This is a genomic window from Aurantimonas coralicida DSM 14790, from assembly GCF_000421645.1.
GTDB lineage: Bacteria > Pseudomonadota > Alphaproteobacteria > Rhizobiales > Rhizobiaceae > Aurantimonas > Aurantimonas coralicida.
Window position 1 is genome coordinate 1 of record NZ_ATXK01000008.1, and the last position, 21,004, is coordinate 21,004.

18 protein-coding genes are annotated in these 21,004 nt (G+C 68.4%); 11 read left to right on the forward strand and 7 right to left on the reverse strand.

The window, feature by feature from the left end:
- Together H536_RS0115735 and H536_RS0115740 are read left to right on the forward strand one after the other, a co-directional pair.
- A partial coding sequence (locus tag H536_RS0115735) for an acyl-CoA dehydrogenase family protein (RefSeq protein WP_029703142.1) occupies positions 1-231 on the forward strand: 231 nt, incomplete at its 5' end.
- 35 nt (positions 232-266) lie between these two features.
- The gene (locus tag H536_RS0115740; protein WP_024351389.1) at positions 267-1,103 is read left to right on the forward strand and encodes an alpha/beta hydrolase; all 837 of its coding nucleotides are present in this window, start codon (positions 267-269) and stop codon (positions 1,101-1,103) included.
- Between the two features lie 12 nt (positions 1,104-1,115).
- On the opposite strand, the gene H536_RS0115745 is transcribed toward H536_RS0115740, so the two are convergent.
- Together H536_RS0115745 and H536_RS0115750 are read right to left on the reverse strand one after the other, a co-directional pair.
- Positions 1,116-1,466, reverse strand: a complete 351-nt coding sequence (locus H536_RS0115745) for an RcnB family protein (protein ID WP_024351390.1) — start codon at positions 1,464-1,466, stop codon at positions 1,116-1,118.
- A 158-nt stretch (positions 1,467-1,624) separates the two neighbouring features.
- The gene (locus tag H536_RS0115750) at positions 1,625-2,533 is read right to left on the reverse strand and encodes a LysR family transcriptional regulator (protein ID WP_029703404.1); all 909 of its coding nucleotides are present in this window, start codon (positions 2,531-2,533) and stop codon (positions 1,625-1,627) included.
- Between the two features lie 295 nt (positions 2,534-2,828).
- Here H536_RS0115750 and H536_RS0115755 point away from each other — a divergent pair, with 295 nt between their 5' ends.
- From H536_RS0115755 to H536_RS0115785, 7 genes are all read left to right on the forward strand, one after another.
- Positions 2,829-4,055, forward strand: coding sequence for an aminotransferase (locus H536_RS0115755; protein WP_024351391.1), 1,227 nt, complete (start codon positions 2,829-2,831; stop codon positions 4,053-4,055).
- A complete protein-coding gene (gene speB / locus H536_RS0115760) occupies positions 4,048-5,103 on the forward strand; it encodes an agmatinase (protein ID WP_024351392.1) in 1,056 nt (351 codons plus the stop codon). The genes H536_RS0115755 and speB overlap by 8 nt, the downstream gene beginning before the upstream one ends.
- 33 nt (positions 5,104-5,136) lie before the next feature.
- Entirely contained in the window at positions 5,137-6,225 is a 1,089-nt protein-coding gene (locus H536_RS0115765; protein ID WP_024351393.1) for an ABC transporter substrate-binding protein, read from the forward strand.
- Between the two features lie 74 nt (positions 6,226-6,299).
- Entirely contained in the window at positions 6,300-7,343 is a 1,044-nt protein-coding gene (locus H536_RS0115770) for an ABC transporter ATP-binding protein (protein ID WP_024351394.1), read from the forward strand.
- A 68-nt stretch (positions 7,344-7,411) separates the two neighbouring features.
- Complete coding sequence (locus tag H536_RS0115775; protein ID WP_051141626.1) at positions 7,412-8,206, forward strand: ABC transporter permease; 795 nt, start codon at positions 7,412-7,414, stop codon at positions 8,204-8,206.
- Positions 8,203-9,009, forward strand: a complete 807-nt coding sequence (locus H536_RS0115780; protein WP_024351396.1) for an ABC transporter permease — start codon at positions 8,203-8,205, stop codon at positions 9,007-9,009. Before H536_RS0115775 ends, H536_RS0115780 begins: the two co-directional genes overlap by 4 nt.
- On the forward strand, positions 9,006-9,794 hold the full coding sequence (locus H536_RS0115785) for a carbon-nitrogen hydrolase family protein (protein WP_024351397.1): 789 nt from the start codon (positions 9,006-9,008) through the stop codon (positions 9,792-9,794). The genes H536_RS0115780 and H536_RS0115785 overlap by 4 nt, the downstream gene beginning before the upstream one ends.
- Before the next feature lie 36 nt (positions 9,795-9,830).
- On the opposite strand, the gene H536_RS0115790 is transcribed toward H536_RS0115785, so the two are convergent.
- Positions 9,831-12,536, reverse strand: a complete 2,706-nt coding sequence (locus H536_RS0115790) for a cation-translocating P-type ATPase (protein ID WP_051141627.1) — start codon at positions 12,534-12,536, stop codon at positions 9,831-9,833.
- A gap of 141 nt (positions 12,537-12,677) precedes the next feature.
- Positions 12,678-13,496: a universal stress protein gene (locus H536_RS0115795; RefSeq protein ID WP_024351399.1), complete on the reverse strand. Its 819-nt coding sequence runs from the start codon at positions 13,494-13,496 to the stop codon at positions 12,678-12,680.
- A 227-nt stretch (positions 13,497-13,723) separates the two neighbouring features.
- Between H536_RS0115795 and H536_RS0115800 the strand changes: the two genes are divergently transcribed.
- Both H536_RS0115800 and H536_RS0115805 read left to right on the forward strand, forming a co-directional pair.
- On the forward strand, positions 13,724-14,647 hold the full coding sequence (locus tag H536_RS0115800; protein ID WP_024351400.1) for an acetamidase/formamidase family protein: 924 nt from the start codon (positions 13,724-13,726) through the stop codon (positions 14,645-14,647).
- Positions 14,648-14,768: 121 nt separating this feature from the next.
- Entirely contained in the window at positions 14,769-16,199 is a 1,431-nt protein-coding gene (locus H536_RS0115805) for a phospholipase D-like domain-containing protein (protein ID WP_024351401.1), read from the forward strand.
- A 64-nt stretch (positions 16,200-16,263) separates the two neighbouring features.
- On the opposite strand, the gene H536_RS0115810 is transcribed toward H536_RS0115805, so the two are convergent.
- The 3 genes from H536_RS0115810 to ppsA all read right to left on the reverse strand — a co-directional run bounded on the left by H536_RS0115810 (position 16,264) and on the right by ppsA (position 20,940).
- Entirely contained in the window at positions 16,264-17,898 is a 1,635-nt protein-coding gene (locus H536_RS0115810; protein ID WP_024351402.1) for an MBL fold metallo-hydrolase, read from the reverse strand.
- A 149-nt stretch (positions 17,899-18,047) separates the two neighbouring features.
- Positions 18,048-18,494 carry a thioredoxin TrxC gene (trxC, locus tag H536_RS0115815; protein ID WP_024351403.1) on the reverse strand — a complete coding sequence of 149 codons (447 nt, stop codon included), beginning with the start codon at positions 18,492-18,494 and terminating at the stop codon, positions 18,048-18,050.
- A 28-nt stretch (positions 18,495-18,522) separates the two neighbouring features.
- Positions 18,523-20,940 (reverse strand): phosphoenolpyruvate synthase, encoded by a 2,418-nt coding sequence (ppsA, locus tag H536_RS0115820; RefSeq protein ID WP_024351404.1) that lies wholly within the window; start codon positions 20,938-20,940, stop codon positions 18,523-18,525.
- Positions 20,941-21,004 lie beyond the last annotated feature (64 nt).

Below are 21,004 nucleotides of genomic sequence, written 5' to 3' on the forward strand. Positions count from 1 at the left end.
GGCGCCATGGCGCCGGAGATGATCAGCCTGGTCAAGCGCAACAATTGCGGCAAGGCGCTGGACATCGCCCGCACCGCCCGCGACATGCATGGCGGCAACGGCATCATGGGCGAGTACCACGTCATGCGCCACGCCCAGAACCTGGAGACCGTCAACACCTACGAGGGCACGCACGACGTCCATGCGCTGATCCTCGGCAAGGCCCAGACCGGCCTCCAGGCCTTCTTCTGAGCCGCGCCGGAGAGAACGACACGAGGCGACGGGGCATGAGCCAGATGGTGGACGCGGCGATCACGGATTTCGACACGGCCTATGGCAATGCCGGCGCGATTGCCGGGGCCGAGACCTATCCGCCGCGCTGGCGTGAGCGGGCAGCGGCTTTCCGGCAGGAGCTGGAAGCCGCCGGTCGCGCCCGCCTCGCCTGCCCCTATGGCGACGGCGAACGGGCGGTCTACGATCTCTTCCTGCCGGAGGGCACGCCCGCCGGTCTCGCCGTCTATGTCCATGGCGGCTACTGGAAGGCGTTCGGCCGGTCCGAATGGTCGCATTTGGCGGCCGGCGCGCTGGCGCGCGGCTTTGCCGTCGCCATGCCGTCCTATCCGTTGTGCCCGACGGTTCGAATCGCGGAGATCACACGTCACGTCGGGCAGTTCCTCGACACGGTCGCCGCGGAGGTCTCCGGCCCGATCCGCCTGTCCGGCCATTCGGCCGGCGGCCATCTGGTGACGCGGATGATCTGCACGGATTCGCCGCTCTCCGAGGCGACCGCCGCCCGGATCGACCGGGTGTTGTCGATCAGCGGCGTTCACGACCTGCGTCCGCTCCTGAAGACGCAGATGAACGAGATTCTGGCCCTCGATCTCGCCGAAGCCCGCGCCGAAAGCCCGGCGCTGCTCGAACCGCACGGCAATGCCGCCCTCACCTGCCTCGTCGGCGGCGACGAACTGCCCGAATTTCGCCGGCAGAACACGCTGCTTGCGAGCGCCTGGCGCGGGCTCGGCCTGCGCACCGCGGCGATCGAAGCGCCAAGGCAGCACCATTTCGACGTCATCGATGCATTGGAAGACCCCGCCAGCGACGCGGTTGCGCTGCTGGCGGGGTGACAGGCGTCCGGCTTAGCGGGCGGCGGCAAGGCCGAGGATCAGCCCGGTGGCCGCGGAGATCAGCAGATACTGGTTGTCGACCTTGATCCAGTTCTGCCCCCGGCCAGGCGCGCGCAAACCGTGCCGGCGGAAATCCCGCACGCTCTGGTGACGCTTCCAGTTGCCGTAGCGCTGGCCGGACCGGAACTTGGCCCGTGCAGCGGTCGGCCGCTGCGCCCGATGCCGCTGGGCGCCGTGGTCGCGAGACTGGCTCTGCTGTGCGGTGGGACGGTTGTTGTCGTGCCGGCTCTGGGCCTGCGCCTGGGCCATCGGCGCGGCCAGCATGGAGACGGCTGCGATGGCGATGAGTGTGCGCTTGAACATGATATGTGTCCTCATTGGTGGTGAGAGGACGGTAGGCCTCGGCACATGAACCGCATATGAACCAGTATGTTACGAAGTGTAACCGCAGTCATGGTTGAAGCACGGAGCATCGTTGCGACCGCCTGCTGCGCCTCCACGCGAAGCGAAGGCCGAACGCGTCAGGTGTCCTGCGCCGACGGCCAGACCGTGCGCACCGTCTCGATGAAGGCGGCGGCGACATCGCTCGGTCGGCGGTTGCGCGGCGAGAACAATTCGAACTCGCAGGTATAGCCGATCTCCTTCGGCCGGATCGCCCGCAGCGTGCCGGCCGCCACTCCCTCGGCCGCGTAATGGTTCGGCAGGAGACCGATATAACGGCCGGACTGGATCAGAATGAGCTGCGGTTCGATCTGGAAGACCGTCGCCTCGACGCGCCAGTCGAGCTGGCGCAGCGTGTCCTCGTCCCGCCAGTAGCCGCGGTGGACGAAAGGCATGGCCGCAAGACGCGCATCGGTCAGCTCGGCATCGTCGGCCTCGAACGCCTCATGCAGACGCCCGCAATAGAGGCTGTGGCGCTCGTCATGCAGCCGGTCGTAGACGATGCCGTCGATCCGGTTGCGATAGCTGCCGATGGCGCAGTGATAGAGCCCGTCCAGCACCTTCTGCTGCAGATCCTGCGGTCGCTCCTGGGCAATCACCAGCCGGACATGCGGCGCGATCCGGCCATAGGCGGCGATGACGTCGGCAAGGCGGTTGGCCGGATCGGAGACCACCGCGTCGAGAATGCCGATCCGCAATTCGCCGCGCAGCTCGCCCCGCACCGAGGCGACGTCGGTGGAAAAGTCCTGGAGCGCCTTTTCGAGCTGGCGCCCGGCCTCCCAGACCGCCCGGCCCTTCTCGGTCATGTGAAACCCACCGCGGCCGCGCTGGCACAGGACAAAGCCCAGCCGCTCCTCCAGCGCCGTCATGTGGTTGGAAATGGTGGACTGGCTGACATTCAGATCCAACGCCGCGGCCGCGAAGCCGCCATGCCGCACCACCGCGTCGAAGACCTGCAGCAGGCGAAGATCACTTCCGGAAACGCGCATGAGCGACCGCACCACTTTGACGTTTTTCAATGTTTGAATTGATAGGCCGATATTCCACCATGCGTCCAGCGCGGCACATGATGAGGAAAAGGGCAAAGGCCCGGTTTGAGCAATCCGCAAGCAGCCGGTCGCTGCCATCATCGGGTGAGCGGGCAGTCGGAGAGAGTATCCATGATCCGTTTGGAGGCGGCGATATCCCGGTGAGAGGCCCGTTGAGCGTCCTGCAGAACCCCGCTGAGGCTGCGCCGTGCACGGGGCGTTCGCCGCGGCCGACTAACGCCTGTCCGGATTGCCAGTGACCGCGCCGCTGCCCAATCCGTTGCTGACCGCCGTCTCGGTGCCGCCGATCGCGCGCGCCGGCCGCTGGATCGCCGCCTATGACGGAAGGCACGGCCCGCTGATCGACTGCAGCCAGGCCGTTCCGAACCATGCCCCACCGGCCGGCTTCGCCACCAGCCTGGCCGAAGCCGCGGCCTCGGCGGCCGGTGCCCGCTACGGCGACATTCTCGGCGACCGCGCCTTGCACGAGGCCTATGCCGACCATGTCGCCGCGCGCTACGGCATGCCCGTCGCGGCCGGCCGCGTCGCCATCACCAGCGGCTGCAACCAGGCCTTCTTCGCCGCCATGCTGACCGTCGCGCGCGCCGGCGACGTGGTCGTGCTGCCGGCCCCCTGGTACTTCAATCACAAGATGACGCTGGAAATGCTCGGCATCGAGGCGCGCCCGTTGCAGACCGAGGCGGCCGATGGCTTCCTGCCCTCCGTCGCCGGGCTGGAGGCGGTGCTCGATTCGCGCTGCCGGGCGCTGGTGCTGGTCAGCCCGAACAACCCGACCGGCGCCGTCTATCCGCCGGAACGCCTCGCCGAACTGATGGAAGTCTGCGTTTCGCGTGGGATGTATCTCGTCCTCGACGAGACCTATCGCGACTTCCTCGACCCGGCGCTCGGCAAGCCGCATGGGCTGTTCGCGGAAACCGACGCGCGCGAAAACCTGATCGCGCTCTACTCATTCTCCAAATCCTACGCCATTCCCGGCCACAGGGTGGGCGCCATGATCGCCGGCGAGGCGACCATCGCCGAGTTGGAAAAGGTCATTGACTGCATCCAGATCTGCGCGCCCCGCCCGGCTCAGGCGGCACTGCCCTGGGCCATTGATGAACTGGCCGACTGGCGCGACGCAAACCGCGACGAGATCGCACGACGGGCAGACATCTTCCGCGCCGCCTTTGCCAGCCTGCCGGGCTGGGAGCTCGACCAGATCGGCGCCTATTTCGCCTATGTGCGCCATCCCATCCCGGACCGGCCGGCCGAGGCGGTCGCCGAGGCGCTGACTCGCGAACTCGGGGTGCTGGTCCTGCCCGGCAGCTTCTTCGGCCCCGGCCAGGACCAGCATCTGCGGATCGCCTTCGCCAATGTGGATGCGGACGGCATCCGCGAGATGGCGCGCCGGATCGGCCTCGGCCTGTCCGCCGGCGCCTTTGCCAACGAACCAGACCGTCCAGCGGGGAACCTTCATGGATAGCGGCAAACTGGAAGCGCTGCGGCAGCGCTTCGCCGGCGACAACGAGCGGATCATCTACGACAAGGGCTTCGCGGCCGTGGCCGACCGGCTCTTCGACCCCAAGGGCACCCGTGTCGCCCCCTATGCCGGCGTGCCGACCCTGCTCGACGCCCCCCATCGCGCCATCGACTGGGCCGCGCCGGATCTCTCAAACCTCGACGTCGCGATGATCGGCGTGCCGATGGATCTCGGCGTCACCAACCGCAATGGCTCGCGCTTCGGCCCGCGTGCCCTGCGCACCATGGAGCGCGTCGGACCCTACAATCACGTGCTGAAGACCATGCCGACGGCCAGTCTCAAGGTCGCCGACATCGGCGACGTGCCGTTTCGCAGCCGCTTCGATCTTGCCACGTCGCACGAGGATATCGAGCGCACCGCTGCCACGATCGCCAAGGCCGGCGTCCTGCCTCTCTTCGTCGGAGGCGACCATTCGATCACCCTGCCGATCCTGCGGGCGCTGGGCGCCGAAGCTCCGGTCGGCATGATCCATATCGACGCCCATTGCGACACGTCCGGGCCCTTCGACGGCTGCAAGTTCCACCATGGCGGCCCGTTCCGGCAGGCGGTGCTGGATGGCGTGCTCGACCCCGAGCGCACCATCCAGATCGGCATTCGCGGCGCCTCCGAATATCTGTGGGAGTTCTCCTTCGAATCCGGCATGACCGTCATCCATGCCGAGGAGATTCCCGGCCTCGGCCTCGAGGCGGTGATCGCCAAGGCCCGTGCCGTCGTCGGCGACGGTCCGGTCTATATCTCCTTCGACATCGACAGCCTCGACCCGGCCTTCGCGCCCGGTACCGGCACGCCGGAGATCGGCGGCCTGACGACCCGCGAAGTGCAGATGATCCTGCGCGGTCTCGCCGGGATCAACATGATCGGCGGCGACGTGGTCGAGGTCGCACCGCAATACGACGCCACCACCAACACCGCCCATGCCGGCGCGCAGATGCTGTTCGAGCTTCTGAGCCTTCTGGATTTCACGCCGGACCGTTCCGGCGCCGCCCGCTGATCGAAGTCACGTTGCAACCAAGGAGATGAAGTCATGACCCGGAAGTCCCCGCTCATCCTGAACCGGCGGCATCTGCTCGCCGCAGCCGGCGCCGCGGGCGCCACGCTGGCCATGCCGTCGATCCTCAGGGCTCAAGAGAAGAGCCTGAAGGTCGGAGTCTATGGCGGCTATTTCAAAGATTCCTTCGACAAGAACGTCTTCCCGGCCTTCACCGAGGCCACCGGCATCACCGTCGAGAGCGTCGCCGAGCCGACCGGCGAAGCCTGGCTGGTGCAGCTCGAGCAGGCCGCCCGCGCCGGTGTCGCGCCGGCCGACGTGTCGATGATGTCCCAGGTCGCCATGCGCAAGGGCCTCGCAACCGAACTGTGGCAGCCGCTGGACATGGACAGGATCGCCAACTCCGGCGACGTCCTGCCGCCCTTCGTCGTGAACTACCCCGACGGCCGCGTCGCCGGCGTCGGTGCCGTGGCCTGGTACATCAACCTCGTCACCAACACCGACACCTATCCGGACGCGCCGGAAAGCTGGGCGGCCCTGTGGGACCCGGCCAACAAGGAGAAGCTCGGCCTTCTCGCCCTCGTCTCCAACTCGTTCCTTCTGGAAGTCACCGCCAAGACCTTCTTCGGCGGCACCGACGTGCTCGACACCGAGGAAGGCATCCTGAAGGTGATGGACAAGCTCGCCGAGGTGAAGCCGAACGTCCAGCTCTGGTACCGCGACGAAGCCCAGTTCGAACAGGCGCTGAAATCCGGCGAAATCCCGATGGGCCAGTATTATCACGACGTCACGGGCCTCGCCGCGGCCGACGGCTTCCCGGTCCGCTCGACCTTCCCGAAGGAAGGCGGCATCTCCGACTCGGGCTGCTGGGCGATCTCCAAGGCCTCCGAGAAGGGCGACGTCGCCCACGAGTTCATCGACTACATGACCCAGCCGGAGGTCCAGAGCCTGCTCGCCCGCAAGGTCGGCACGGCACCGGTGATCAAGCGTGACCTTCTCGACCTGACCGACGAGGAATTCGCGGCGGTCTCCTCCGAGATCGACCCGATCGTTCCGCGCTATGATCTCTATGTCGAGAAGTCCGACTGGCTGAACCAGAAGTGGACCGAACTCATCGTCGGCTGAGCCCGACGCCCGCCCATTCACCGGCCGCCTCGTCAGGGGCGGCCGGACCCCAGCACCAGGAAACGTCCAGGCCGATGAGCGCACTCGAACTTGCCAACATCACCAAGCGCTACGGCTCGGTCCTCGCCGTCGACGACGCCGTCCTCGACGTGCCGGCCGGCAGCTTCGTCTGCCTGCTCGGGCCGTCAGGCTGCGGCAAGACCACCTTGATGCGGATGATTGCCGGCCTCGAAACCCCGACCGCCGGCACGATCCGCTTCAACGACGAGACCATCAACGACCGCCCGGTCCACCGCCGCGATTTCGGCATGGTGTTCCAGTCGCTGGCGCTGTTTCCGCATCTGAGCGTCGGCGAGAACATCGCCTATCCGCTGAAGATCCGCGGCCGGCCCCGCGCCGAGCGCGATGCCCGCGTCGTCGAGCTGCTCGATCTCGTTCGCCTGCCCGGCGTCGCCGACCGGTCGGTGGCGCAATTGTCGGGCGGCCAGCGCCAGCGCGTCGCCATCGCCCGGGCCCTCGCCGTCTCGCCCAAGCTCTTCCTTCTCGACGAGCCCCTGTCGGCCCTCGACGCCAAGCTGCGCGAAGCCATGCAGGTCGAACTGCGCCAGCTGCAGGAACGGCTCGGCATCACCACCATCGTCGTCACCCACGACCAGCGCGAAGCCATGACCATGGCCGACACCATCGTCGTCATGAAGGGCGGCCGCATCCAGCAGATGGACCGGCCGATCGACATCTACCGGAGGCCCGCCAACGCCTTCGTCGCCGACTTCCTCGGCCAGACCAATCTCCTGACCGCCCATGCCGCCGATGGCGGCGCGACCATCGCCGACGCGCCGGTCCCCGGGCTGACGCTGCCGGCCGGCTGCGCCACGGCGGAAATCTCGATCCGGCCGGAGGACGTCAGCGTCGAGCGCGAGGGCGCCGCGCCCCTGCCCGCCACCGTCGAGTTCGTCCGCGACATGGGCTCGGCCGTCGAGGTGTATCTGGCGACCGCCGCCGGCCGCATCGTCGCCCAGCGCGCTGCCGGCCGTAACGATCTCATGGTCGGCGACACCGTCTCTCTGGCGCTCGATCCCGCCGCCATCGTCGTCTTCCCTGCCGGAGCTTCCGCGTGAGCGCCGCCGCGCCCGGAACGAAGGCCGGAGGCTGGCGCGAACAGGCGCCGCTGATCTTTCCGGCGCTGATGCTGCTCGCCTTCTTCGTCGTGCCCTTCGGCCTGATGATCGCCGTCTCGCTGTTCGAGCGGGTCGCCGGCGGTTTCTACCAGCCGGTGCTGACGACGGCGAACTATGCCCGCTTTCTCAGCCTGTTCTTCGGCAAGATACTCGTCTTCTCGCTCGGCCTGTCGGCGCTGGTTTCGGCACTCTGCCTGATCGTCGGCGCACCCTTCACCTATCTGCTGACCAAGCTCCGCCGGAAGTGGCAGGTGCCCTGGCTGGTGGCGATGCTGGCGGTCCTGTCCCTGTCCGAGGTGATCATCGGCTTTTCCTGGTCGACGCTGCTCAGCCGCACGGCCGGGCTCTCCAACCTGTTCGTGTCCCTTGGCCTGATGGACAACCCGGATGCCTGGACGCCCGGCTTCTTCGCCGTCCTTGCCGGCATGACCTACCAGGCCTTCCCCTATGCGGTGCTGGTGCTCTACCCGTCCTTCTCCCGGCTCGACCCGTCGCTGGCCGAAGCCGCCCGCACCCTCGGCGCCTCGCCGCTCAGGGCCTTCTTCACGGTGATCCTGCCGGCGCTGCGGATGGCGCTGATCGCCACCTTCATCATCGTCTTCGTCTTCGCGCTGGGCGCCTATCTCCTGCCGCAACTGCTCGGCCGGCCGGAGCACTGGACCCTGTCGGTGCTGATCACCGACCAGGCGATCTACCAGTCGAACATGCCGTTTGCGGCGGCAATGGCGGTGTTCCTGGTGGTCACCAGCCTGTCGCTCGTGCTGCTGACCACGACGCTCGGCCGGAAGGGACGCGCGGCATGATCGGCACGTTCCTCACCCGCCTGTTCTTCGCCGCCGTCGGGCTGTTCATGGCGGCGCCCATCGTCGTCATCGCCGGCGTCTCGATCAACGAGAAGCGCAGCCTGACCTTCCCGCCCGAGGGTTTTTCGCTCGCCTGGTACGGCCAGATCTTCGCCGACGAGGGCTGGCGCGGCGCCCTGACCACCTCGGTGCTGATCGCCCTCGGTGCGGCGACCATTGCCGTCCTCATCGCCCTGCCGATCGCCTATGCGCTGTGGCGCCGGGTCACCGCGATCGGCCGGACCGTGCAGTTGCTGGGCGTCTCGCCCTTCGTCCTGCCGCCGGTAATCACCGCGCTCGGCGCTTTGTCCTTCTGGGCGACGATGGGCGGCTACGGCGCCTGGTACACGGTGGTCATATCCCACGCGATCTTCTTCACCAGCCTGCCGCTGGTGACCATCTCGCTCGGCTTCCAGACCATCGACCGCGAGGTGACCGAGGCCGCGCGCACCATGGGCGCCAACGACCGGACCATCCTGACGACCATCGTGCTGCCGATGATCGCGCCCTACATCGTCTCGGGCTTCGCCTTCGCCTTCGTCCTGTCGCTGAACGAGTACATCGTCGCCTACATGACGGTGGGCTTCACGCTGGAGACGGTGCCGATCAAGATTTTCAACGCCCTGCGCTACGGCTACACGCCGACCATGGCCTCGGTCTCGATCCTCTTCGTCGCCGTGGCGGTGGTGGTGTTCGGCTTCGTCGCCCGCTTCGGCGACCTGCCGCGCCTGCTCGGCGCCTGGTCCAACGGAGACGGCAAGTGAAGGTCGCCGCCATCCAGTTGGACGCCGCGATGACCGACGCGGCCGACCGGCACGCAGCAATCCTGCGCAGCCTCGAGGACGCGGCCGCCGCCGGCGCTGACCTCGCCGTCCTGCCCGAGCTCGCGCCGACCGGCTACGGCGCCGGCCAGTCGATCGCCAACACCGCAGAGGCAGCGAACGCCGGCCTTGCCGAATGGCAGGAGGCGTCCGCCCGGCTCGGCATCGCCATCGTCATGGGGCTTGCGATCCGCACAGCTCACGGCGTCGACAACGCCGCCGCGCTGATTACACCGGGCCGCGCGCCGGTCCTCTACGCCAAGCGCATGCTCTATGGCGACTACGAGAAGGGCCTGTTCCGGCCGGGCGATGCGCCCTCGCCCATCGTCGAGATCGCCGGCCTGCGCTGCGGCCTGCTCGTCTGCTTCGACGTGGAATTTCCCGAGCTGTGCCGCGACCTCGCCTTGCGGGGCGCCGAGGCGATCATCGTGCCGACGGCATTGCCCAAGAGCGACGGCGCGCGCTTCATCGCGCAGAACGTCGTGCCGGTGCGCGCCTTCGAGAACCAGCTCTTCGTGGTCTATGCCGATCATTGCGGCAGCGACGGCACATTTGCCTATCAGGGCCTGTCGGTGATCGCGGCCCCGGACGGCTCGGTGCTGGCCTCGGCCGGCGAAAGCGACGCGACGACGATCCTCGCCGATCTCGACCCCGCGGCCTACGGCGCCAGCCGCGACCAGAACCCCTATCTCGCCGAAGTCAGCGCCCACCTCTCGCCCCGTCGCTGACGCACCATCCCGGACACGCCGCGCGTCACCCAGCGGTTATCGGCCCCGACCCGCCCTGCCGACGCTGCGGCTGGCCCGCAGCGCCTTGTCGATCTCCATGACGACCAGCACCGACAGCGCCATCGGCACCAGCAGCGCCCATTGCTCCCACGGGATCGGCGCAAGGTCGAGCACGTCACGCAGGCCCGGCGTGAAGGCCGCGCCGATATGGATCGCCTGCGCCGCGACGATCGATGCGAGCAGCGGCCAGTTGTTCGCCAGGGGCACCCTGAACGCCGAGATCGTCTCCGACCGGCAATTCATCACATGGACGTTCTCGAAGGCGACCATCAGGAACAGAAGGACGTTGCGGGCCTCGAACTCGCTCCAGCCCGCCGAGATCGCCCAGGCGAAGACCAGATAGCCGACGATGCCGATCACCGCGCCCGAGAGGGCCGTCTGGCGGATCATCAGGGCGTCGAAAATCGCCTCGCCGGTGCGCCGCGGCGGCCGCGACAGGAGGCCCGGCTCGGGCTTTTCCAGCGCCAGGGCGACATGCTGGCCGCCATTGGTCACGAGATTCAGCCAGAGCAGCTGCACCGCCGTCAGCGGCACCGGAAAGCCGGTGAACAGCGCCATAAGGAAGAACACCGCCTCGGCGGCGCCGGTGCTGATCGCCAGATAGATCACCTTGCGGATATTGGCGTAGGCGGCGCGCCCCTCGTGGATGCCGGCCGTGATCGAGGCGAAATTGTCGTCGGTCAGAACGAGATCGGCCGCGTCGCGGGCCGCATCCGTGCCGTCGCGCCCCATCGCGACGCCGAGATCGGCCCGGTGCAGCGCCGGCGCGTCGTTGACGCCGTCTCCGGTCATCGCCACGACATGGCCGCCGCGCTGCAAGGCCTCGACGATCCGCACCTTGTGGCTCGGTTCGACCCGGGCAAACACGGACGTCGCGGCGATGCGCGCGTCGGTTCCCGTCGCCGGGTCGTCCATCTGGCGGCCGGTCATCACGTCTTCGGGCCGGGCTGCGATGCCGAGATTGCGGGCGATCGACAGCGCCGTGGCCGCATGATCGCCGGTGATCATCTTCACCGCGACGCCAGCCCCGCGGCAATCAGCGACGGCATCCTTCGCTTCCGTGCGCAGCGGGTCGATGAAGCCGACGAGGCCGAGAAGGGTCAGCCCTTCCAGCGGCTGGTCCATCGGCGGCAGGCGGCCCGCGGCCTCGTCCCGGCCAAGGGTCCTCGCGGCAACCGCCATGACGCGAAAGCCCTGCCCGGCCATTTCGTCGGCGAGCGCCAGCACCGCGTCCACATCGACGCCGAGGCAGTGCGGCACCAGCACCTCTGCCGCGCCCTTGACGTGCAGGCGGATTGAGCCGCCCTCCTCGTCGAGACTCGCGGCATATTTGCGCTCGGCCGAGAACGGCAGTTCGGCCATCCGCCGTGCGGTGTGGCGCAGGGCCGCGACGTCCAGTCCGGTCTTCATCGCCAGAACGAGAAACGCGAGATCGACGGTGTCGCCGCTGCGCCCCGCCTCGCCGCCGTCCGGATCGAAGGCCGCGTCGTTGCAGAGCGCGGCGGCGGCAGCGAGATCCCGGGCCGCCTCCTGCGCCGGTGGGGCGAGCGGCGCCTCGTCCTGCAGCAGCCGTCCACCCAGATCGAAGCCGGCGCCCTCGATCGCGACGGCCCCATGCCCGGGCAACCACAGCCGCTTGGCCGTCAGCTGGTTGCGGGTCAGCGTGCCGGTCTTGTCGGTCGCCACCACCGTACAGGCGCCCAGGCCCTCGACGGCCGGTAGGTGCCGCACGATGACGTTGCGCCGGGCCATCCGGCGCGTCGCCACCGACAGGGCGACCGTGACGGCCACCGGCAACCCTTCGGGAATGACCGAGACGGCCAGCGCCACCGCCACGAAGAAGGTCGCCTGCAACGACGCCCCAATGCTGAATTGCTGGGCGACGACGACCGCCACCAGGGCGAGCGCGACGAGGCCGAGCATGCGGGTGAAACGGTCGAGCTTGACGGTCAGCGGCGGCGGCGCCGAGGCTTCCTGCAGCGAGCCGGCGATCTGCCCGAGCTCGGTCTGGGTGCCGGTCGCCACGACAACCGCCTGGCAGCGTCCGCGATGCAGCGTCGAGCCGGCAAACAGCATGGTCGCACGCTCGGCAAGAGGCGTGTCCGGTGCCAGCGCCCCGCCGGCGGCCTTTTCCACCGGCAGCGATTCCCCGGTGAGTGCGGATTCGTCGGCCTGGAGTTCGGATGCGGAGAGGAGGCGCAGATCGGCCGGGACCCGGTCGCCGGCCTCCAGGATCACCACGTCGCCGGGCACCAGCGCCTTGCTGTCGGTCAGACGCACCGCCCCCTGCCGCCAGACGCGGCAGACGGTCGTGATCGCCGTGCGCAATGCGGCGGTATTGGCTTCCGCGCGAGATTCCTGCGCCGCCCCGATGGCGGTGTTGATGGCCAGGACGATGAAGATGAAGACCGCCTGGTCGATCTCCGCAAGGACGAGCGATACGGCCGCAGCGGCGAGCAGCAGATAGATCAGCGGGCTTTTCAACTGACCGAGGACGATCAGCGTCAGCGAGCGCGACGGCGGCTCCGGCAGCGCGTTCGGGCCGTACTCGGCGAGGCGCCGTGCCGCCTCGGCATCGTCGAGCCCGGCGGCGGCGGTGCCGAGCCTGCCGAAGGTCGCCGCCTCGTCGAGCGCGTGCCATCCATCCGCCGGCCGCTGGCCCGGCTCCGGGTCTGCGCTCATGGGGCTCATCGGATCGCTCACAATCATTGCGCGGCCCGGATCTCGGCGTGAGGGGTGGTCGTGCCGGCAGCATACACCCCGCCGCACCGCGGGGCCCTGTTCGACCGGGCGGGCGAAACCGCCTTGCGCGTCATCGGCGCCCTATCGCGACATCAGAACCGGCACGGTCATGTGCTGCAGGATATGCCGGGTAACGCCGCCGAAGAGCATTTCGCGCAGCCGCGAATGGCCGTAGCAGCCCATCACCAAGAGATCGTGGCCGTGATCGACGAGTTGCGCCAGTACCTCGTCGCCGACGGAAATCTCGCCACTGTGCGAACGGGCCGCCTCAGCCCTGATGTCATGCCGGGCCAGCGCCAGCGCCATGTCGTCGGCAGGAGCCAGGCCGGCCTTGGCGCCCGCCTTGTCGGGGTCGATGCAGAGCACCCGCACCAGCGATGCGTCCTTCAGAAGCGGCAGCGCGTCGAACACGGCGCCCGCCGATTCGCGGCTGCCGTTCCAGGCGACGAGCGGCTGCTTGCCCACCTGCGCATATTCGCCGGCATAGGGCACGAACAGCACCGGTCGCCCGGTCTCGATCAGGAGATCGGTCAGCGGCACGTCGGCGCCGCCGGCCGCCTGCCCGACCACGACGAGATCGGCGACCAGCGCATTCCGGGTCCAGACCGAGTCCGCATCGCCTGCCATCGGCTCCTCGCGCCGCCATTCGGTCGAGACGCTGGCACCCGCGGTCGCCGTCTTGAAGACGTCGGCAATGGCATCGGCCTCGCTCTGCGCCGCCTGCCGGGCCTGGTCGATGTATTCCAGCGAGACCTCGGTCGGGATGCTGACCACCACGTCCTGCACGACATGCAGGCCGACCAGATGGGCGCCCTGCCGCTCGGCGATCGCCAGCGCCGTCCGCAGGATCGCGCCAGCGCGCTCGCTGTTGTCGAGGCAGACCAGTATCGTCCGGTACATGGAAAACTCCCTTGGCTGGGCCGCGACGGGGCCGTCATTCGCCCGACCGTAGCCCGCCCCCGCACGAGCGCCATTGACCTCGCGCAAATCGGCAAATGCCCGGCCAGCGGATCGCGAACACGGGACGGGATTTCGCGGCGCGCCGGCGTTTTGTCGCCCCGCGGCATTGGCCGTCCCCCGTCCCCGCGGCTATAGGCAGAGGGAACGCGAATGACCGGAGTTGTCCCGTGGCCGAACACCGTTTCCAGCCGACACGCTTCCACAACACGCTGGGCCCGCACGAGCCGGCGCTGAGCATTGCGCCGGGCGACACCGTCATCACCGACACGCTCGACGCCTGGGGCGCCGACGCCACCGGCGCCTTTGTCGGCACGCGGCCGAACCCGATGACCGGTCCCTTCCTCGTCGAAGGCGCCGAGCCGGGCGATACGCTGCGCGTCACCATCGAGCGCATGACGCCGAACCGCGACCGCGGCTGGACCTTCTCCGTCCTGGCGCCGAACGTCGTCGATCCGCAGCGCGCCGCCCGGATGCCGGAGCGCGAGCGGGTCGAGTGGATCATCGACAAGGACGCCGGCACCGTGCGGCTGGAGAACCCGCCGACGCGGCTGCGCGACTGGGTGTTGCCGCTGGCCCCGATGATCGGCTGCTGCGGCGTCGCGCCGGCGCTCGGCCAGGCCATATCCACCGCCACCAGCGGTCCCCATGGCGGCAACATGGACTATCGCGGCATCACGGCCGGCGTGACCCTGTCATTCCCGGTCTTCCGGCCCGGCGCCCTGTTCTTCCTGGGCGATTGCCATGCCTGCCAGGGCGATGGCGAAATCGTCGGCACCGGCATCGAGACCTCCTTCGAGGTCGCCTTCACCGTGGAGATCGACAAGGGCCGCACCATCGGCTGGCCGCGCGGCGAGGATGCGCAGGGCATCTTCACCCTCGGCAATGCCCGCCCCCTCGACCAGGCGCTGCAGCACGCCACCACGGAGATGCTGGACTGGTTGTCCCGCCACTACGCAATGGATGCGGTGACGGCGAGCCACTTTCTCGGCCAGACGGTCCGCTACGACGTCGCCAACGTCTTCAACCCGGCCTATTCCGTCGCCTGCCGGATTGCGAGAGAGGACCTCGAACAGGCCGGCGCCGCCGCGTGACCACCGGGCCGTTTCCGGAGGTTTCGGAGGATCGGCGACAAGATCGTTGCGCGACGGGCTTTCCGTGCGCGGGTCTGCTGCTAGCTTCGTTCCCGTCAACGAAACGCCACTGGAAGACTGTATGAACGCGCATGCGCTCGACGAACAGACGGACGACTGGTTCTGGCGCCGGGAACGGGCCGACAGACTGTCGGTCATCATCGACGCCGCCGACTTCTTCAAGGCGGCCAAGGACGCCATGCTGCAGGCCCGGCATTCGATCCTCCTGATCGGCTGGGATTTCGACGCGCGGATCGACCTGGAGCCGGAAGGCAAGACACTGGACGGTCCCAACCCCGTCGGCCCCTTCCTCACATGGCTCGGCAAGCGCCGGCCCGAGCTCGATATCCGGATCCTCAAATGGGATACCGGCATGATGTACTCGATCGGCCGCGGCGAGACGCCCCTTACCCTGCTGCGCTGGAAACTATCCGGCCCGGTGCAGATGCGGCTCGACGGCGTGCATCCGCCGCTCTCGACGCATCACATGAAACTGCTGGTCATCGACGAGGCACTGGCCTTCTGCGGCGGCATCGACATGACCACCGGGCGCTGGGACACCAGGGACCACGCCGAGGCGAGCCCGGGCCGGCTGTCGCCCCGCAAGGCGCCGCTCGGCCCCTGGCACGACGCGACGACCTGCGTCACCGGTCCGGCGGCCAAGGCGCTCTCCGATCTTGCCCGCAGCCGCTGGGCCCATGCGACGGGCAAGATGCTCGGCCCCTTCGCCGGCGACTTCGATATCTGGCCCAGCGACGTGACGGTGGACTTCGAGAATATCGACGTCTCGATCTGCCGTACGGTACCCGAGCATCTCGAACGTCCGCAGGTGACCGAGATCGAACGCGCGACGCTGGCGGCCATCGCGACGGCCAGGCACCGCCTCTATATCGAAAGCCAGTATTTCGCCTCCCGCCGGATCGCCGAGGCGATCGCCGAACGGCTTGCCGAACCGGACGGGCCGGAGATCCTCGTGGTCAATCCCGACACGGCCGATGGCTGGCTGGAAGCCGAGTTCATGGATTCCTCGCGCATCCGCATGATGCAGATCGTGCGCAAGGCGGACCACAACGACCGCTTCCGCCTGGTCTATCCGGTGAACGCCGCCGGCACGCCGATCTACGTCCATGCCAAGATCATGATCGCCGACGACCGCCTGTTGAAGATCGGCTCGGCCAATCTCAACAACCGGTCCATGGGCTATGACAGCGAGTGCGACCTCGTCATCGAATCCGAGGACGATCCCGCGGTCGCGCAGCGGATCGCCCACATCCGGGACGATCTCCTCGCCGAGCATCTCGACTTGCCCGAGGATGCGGTCCGCGACGCGCTGGCCGACGGCGGATCGATGATCGCCCTCGTCGACAGGGTCAGCGCCACGAACGGCCGCCGCCTGGTGCCGCTGCCGATGCGCGAACTCACGCCGGACGAGGAAATGCTGGCCGAATCCAACCTTGCCGACCCGCTGCGTCCCGGCCGGCTCAAACGGACGTTCCGCAAGCTGCTCGGCTGATCACCGCCAGCCGCGGCGATCAGGCATGCGCGCGATCCGTGCCGCAGCCCGATCACCCTTCGGCTCAATCGACCTCGCTCATGGCCCGGCGCAGCTTCCGGATCATCACGCCGCGCGCCTTGTCGCCGGCCGCGTTCTCCAGACGCTCGTTGATGTCGAGAAGCAGGCGGGACACCTCGTTGTGCCAGTCCAGATGGCCCGGCTGGGCCGGATCGATGCGGGAGACGGGCTCCGAGGATACCGGCACGGCCGACCGCGCTGTCAGCCTGAACGCCGCGTCCAGTTGCGGGATGACGATGCGCTCCTGGGCGACCACGCCCGCGAGCCGTGCCTTCAGTGCGTCGATGGCCTCGACCTCGCCATGGACGAGAAACACGCCGGCCGCCACCGGGCACCGCTCGGAGAGCCATTCCCGCAATTCCGGCCCGTCGGCATGGCCCGAATAGAGATCGATCGCCCGGATCTTGGCCCGCACGATCACCTCGTCGCCCTGAATGCGGACCGTCGACGCCCCGTCCCGCAGGATGCGGCCGAGCGTCCCCTGGGCCTGGAAGCCGACGAACAGCACCGTCGCCTGCGGCCGCCACAGCCAGTTGCGCAGCCGATGGCGGATCCGCCCCGCCTCGCACATGCCGCTGGCGGCGATGACGATGTGAAAGCCCTTCAGCCGGTCGAGCGCCTTGCTCTCCTCGGCGGATTCGGTGAAGCGGATATTCGGCGATGTCGGCGCCCGCGACAGGATCTCGCCGTGATCCAGCTCCCTGGCGTGCCGGGCGAAGACGCCGGTGGCACGGGTGGCCAGCGGCGAGTCGATGATGATCGGCACCGCCGGCAGATCGCCGCTCTCGATCAGGATCTGGAGGTCGACGAGCAGTTCCTGGGTCCGCTCCACCGCAAAGGACGGAATCAGCAGCGCCCCGTCCGGGTCCAGCGCGGCCTCCACCGCCTCGCGCAACAGCCGGCGGCGGTCGGCCTCGCTCGCCCCCTCCCGGTCGCGATCGCCATAGGTGCTTTCGCAGATGACGTAGTCGAAGCCGGAGGGTGCCGATGGATCGGCCTGCAGCAGCTTGTGCTCCGGGCCGATGTCGCCGGAAAACAGCAGGCGCCGCGGCCGCTCCCCGGGTGCCGGACATTCGAGCTCGATGGAGGCCGAGCCGAGCAGGTGCCCGGCATTCCAGTAGCGTGCCCGGATGCCGCCAGCGACGGTGAACCAGTCGCCGAGCGCGACGGGCTCGAACTGCTTCAGACAGTTCACCACATCGGCGCCGTCATAGATCGGCACCACGGTGCGCCGGCCGCGGCGCTTGTTGCGCCGGTTCAGATGCGCGACCTCGGTGTCCTGGATGTAGGCGGAATCTGGCAGCATCACCGTGCACAGATCCTCCGTCGCGCGGCTCGCGAAGATCGGACCGGAAAAGCCCGCCTTCGTCAGCTTGGGAAGCAGTCCGGAATGGTCGATATGGGCGTGGGTCAGGAGAACCGCGTCGATGCCGTTCGGATCGAAGGGAAAGGCGCGATAGTTCAGTTCCTTCTCGGCCTTCGAGCCCTGGAACAGGCCGCAGTCGATCAGGATCCGCCGGCCGTCCGCTTCGAGCTCGTAGCAGGAGCCGGTGACGGCCCGCGCCGCGCCGTGAAAGCGCAGGACGGGCTCGGCGAGCCTGTCGCGTCCTTCGGTCTGCAGTGCCGGATGGTCGTCCACGGGCGTCTCCTCAGGCTTTCAGGGGCCGGGATGGAAGGGAACGGCGGCAAGGCGCGGGCGGAGGACGCCGAAGACGGATGCTGCCGCTCGGCCCCCCATAGTTCTCGCTCCGGGACGACGGCCCCGGGTGCGACAGGCGCGTTCCGCCGTCAGGCGCTCGCTGCCGGCAAGTGGTCCCGGACCCATTGCACGATCTGCCCCGTTCCCATGGCGCCGGAGGTCCGCGCTACCTCCCGCCCCCTGGCGAACAGGATCATCGTCGGAATGCCACGGATCGACAGGCGGGAGGCGGCCGCCTGCTCTGCGTCGGAATTGAGCTTGATCAGCCGGACATGGGGTTCGAGTTCCGCGGTCGCCGCCGCATAGGCCGGCGCCATGGACAGGCACGGTCCGCACCACGGCGCCCAGACATCCACCAGGACCGGAATCGTGCTGCGGGAAACCTGACGCTCGAAGACCGCCGCGTCGACATCTTCGGGATGACCGGCAAACAGCTTCGATTTGCATTTCCCGCATCTGGCGGCGAGCGCCGGGCGGTCCGGCGCGACACGGTTGATGCCGCCGCATCGGGCGCAGACGACGAGGTTCTCGCTCATGGCATCGGCCTTCGAAATTGTTGCCCGATCATGATAGCGCAGCCTCCGCCGGACGCGAGGCCGTCCCCTCGCCGGCCTCGGCGCGTGCGACATGCTGCTTCACGGCGACGAAGCTGTCCGGCGTGACGGAGATCGAATCGATGCCGCATTCGACGAGGAAGGCCGCGAAGGCCGGATTGTCGCTGGGCGCTTGGCCGCAGAGGCCGACCTTGGCGCCGGCCCGGTGCGCCTCGCCGATCACGTGGCGGATCATCCATTTCACCGCCGGGTTCTCCTCGTCGAAGGAGGCGGCGAGAAGGTCCGAATCCCGGTCGATGCCCAGCGTCAGCTGGGTCAGGTCGTTGGAGCCGATCGAGAAGCCGTCGAACCTTGTGGCGAACTCCCCCGCCAGGATCACGTTGGCGGGGATCTCGCACATCACATAGACCTCCAATCCGTTCTCGCCGCGCACCAGCCCGTTCTCGGCCATCACCGCGAGCACGCGATCGGCTTCCTCAAGCGTGCGGCAGAACGGGATCATGACGATGACGCCGGTAAAGCCCATCTCCTCGCGCAGCTTGCGGATCGCCCGGCATTCCAGCGCGAAGCCCTCGCGGTACTGGGGGGAATCGTAACGCGAGGCGCCGCGGAAGCCGAGCATCGGGTTCTCCTCCTCGGGCTCGAAGGCCCGGCCGCCGAGAAGCTGGGCATATTCGTTGGTCTTGAAGTCGCTCATCCGCACGATGCAGGGCTTCGGATGAACGGTCGCGGCGATGCGGGCGAGCCCCTCGGCCAGCCGGTCGACGAAGAAGGCGGACTTGTCCTCGTATCCGCGGGTGATCCCGGCGATCTCCTCCCGTTCCGCGGCGTCGGCGATGCGCTCGGGATGGACCAGCGCCATCGGGTGGATCTTGATGGCGTTGTTGATGACGAATTCCATCCGCGCCAGCCCGACCCCGTCGGCCGGCAGCCGCCACCAGCGCATCGCCGCGGCGGGATTGGCGAGGTTCAGCATGATCCGGGTCCGCGTCGGCGGAACATCGGCGAGATCGAGGACGTCGGCCGTCACCTCGGCGTCCCCCTCATAGACGAAGCCGACCTCGCCCTCGGCGCAGGAGACCGTCACCTCCTGCTCGTCATGCAGGATCTGCGTGGCACTGCCCGTACCGACGATCGCCGGCAGGCCGAGCTCGCGGCTGACGATGGCGGCGTGCGAGGTGCGCCCGCCATGGTCTGTGACGATCGCTGCGGCGCGCTTCATGATCGGCACCCAGTCCGGATCGGTGATCTCCGTGACGAGCACCGATCCGTCAACGAAGCGTGCGATCTCGCTGGCATCCCGGATCACGCAGACCGGACCCGCAACGGCGGCCTCCCCGATCGACAGGCCGGCGCAGAGCTCGCGGCCATGCGCGCCGACATGGTAGCGCTTCACCGCACCGACCTCGCGCCGCGACTGCACCGTCTCGGGCCGCGCCTGGACGATGAACAGCGCGCCGTCGCGCCCGTCCTTGGCCCATTCCATGTCCATTGGGCAGCCGTAATGGGCCTCGATGATCACCGCCCAGCGGGCCAGCGCCAGGATGTCGGCGTCATCCAGCACGAACTGCCGGCGCTCGACGAGCGACGTCGCGACGTTCTTGACCGGCCGGTCTCCGCTCGTGGCGTAGACCATCTTCTTGTCCTTGGCCCCGAGCGCCCGGTGGATGATCGGGGTCAGCGCCGGGTCGTCGAGAAAGGGCTTGAAGACCTGATACTCGTCCGGATCGACGGCGCCCTGCACGACGTTCTCGCCAAGCCCCCAGGCGGCATTGATCAGCACGACGTTGTCGCAGCCGGTGTCGGTGTCGAGCGAGAACATCACCCCCGACCCGCAGAGATCGGACCGCACCATCCGCTGCACCCCGACGGACAGGGCCACCTTGAAATGGTCGAAGCCCTTGGCCTCGCGATAGGCGATCGCCCGGTCGGTGAACAGCGAGGCGTAGCAGCGACGACAGGCGTCCAGCACGGCGGAGGGACCGGACACGTTGAGGAAGGTTTCCTGCTGCCCGGCGAAGCTGGCGTCCGGCAGATCCTCCGCCGTCGCGCTGGAGCGCACGGCCACGTCGACATCCTCGATGGACGAACGGCGCGACAGCTCGCTATAGGCTTCGCCGATGGCCGCCGCGGTCTCCGGGGGCCAGTCGCCACGCACGAAGGCGGCGCGGATCGTGCTGCCGGCCTCGGCCAGGGTAATTTTGCCGGCGGCGCGTGCATCCAGCGTGTCGCGCAGGACGGCGTGGAGCCCGTTGGCCGTCACGAAGCGGCGGTAGGCGTCCGCGGTCGTGGCAAATCCCGGCGGCACCGCCACGCCGGCCGGGGCCAGCGCGCGCACCATTTCGCCGAGCGAGGCATTCTTGCCGCCGACCCGCGCCACATCACCGCGCCCGGTCGCTTCGAACCAGAGGATTTCCCTGTCGGGCATGTTCCGTCTCCTTCGATGTCCGGACGGATGGCCGCGAACCGTCGCTCAGGCTGCGTGAAAAGTG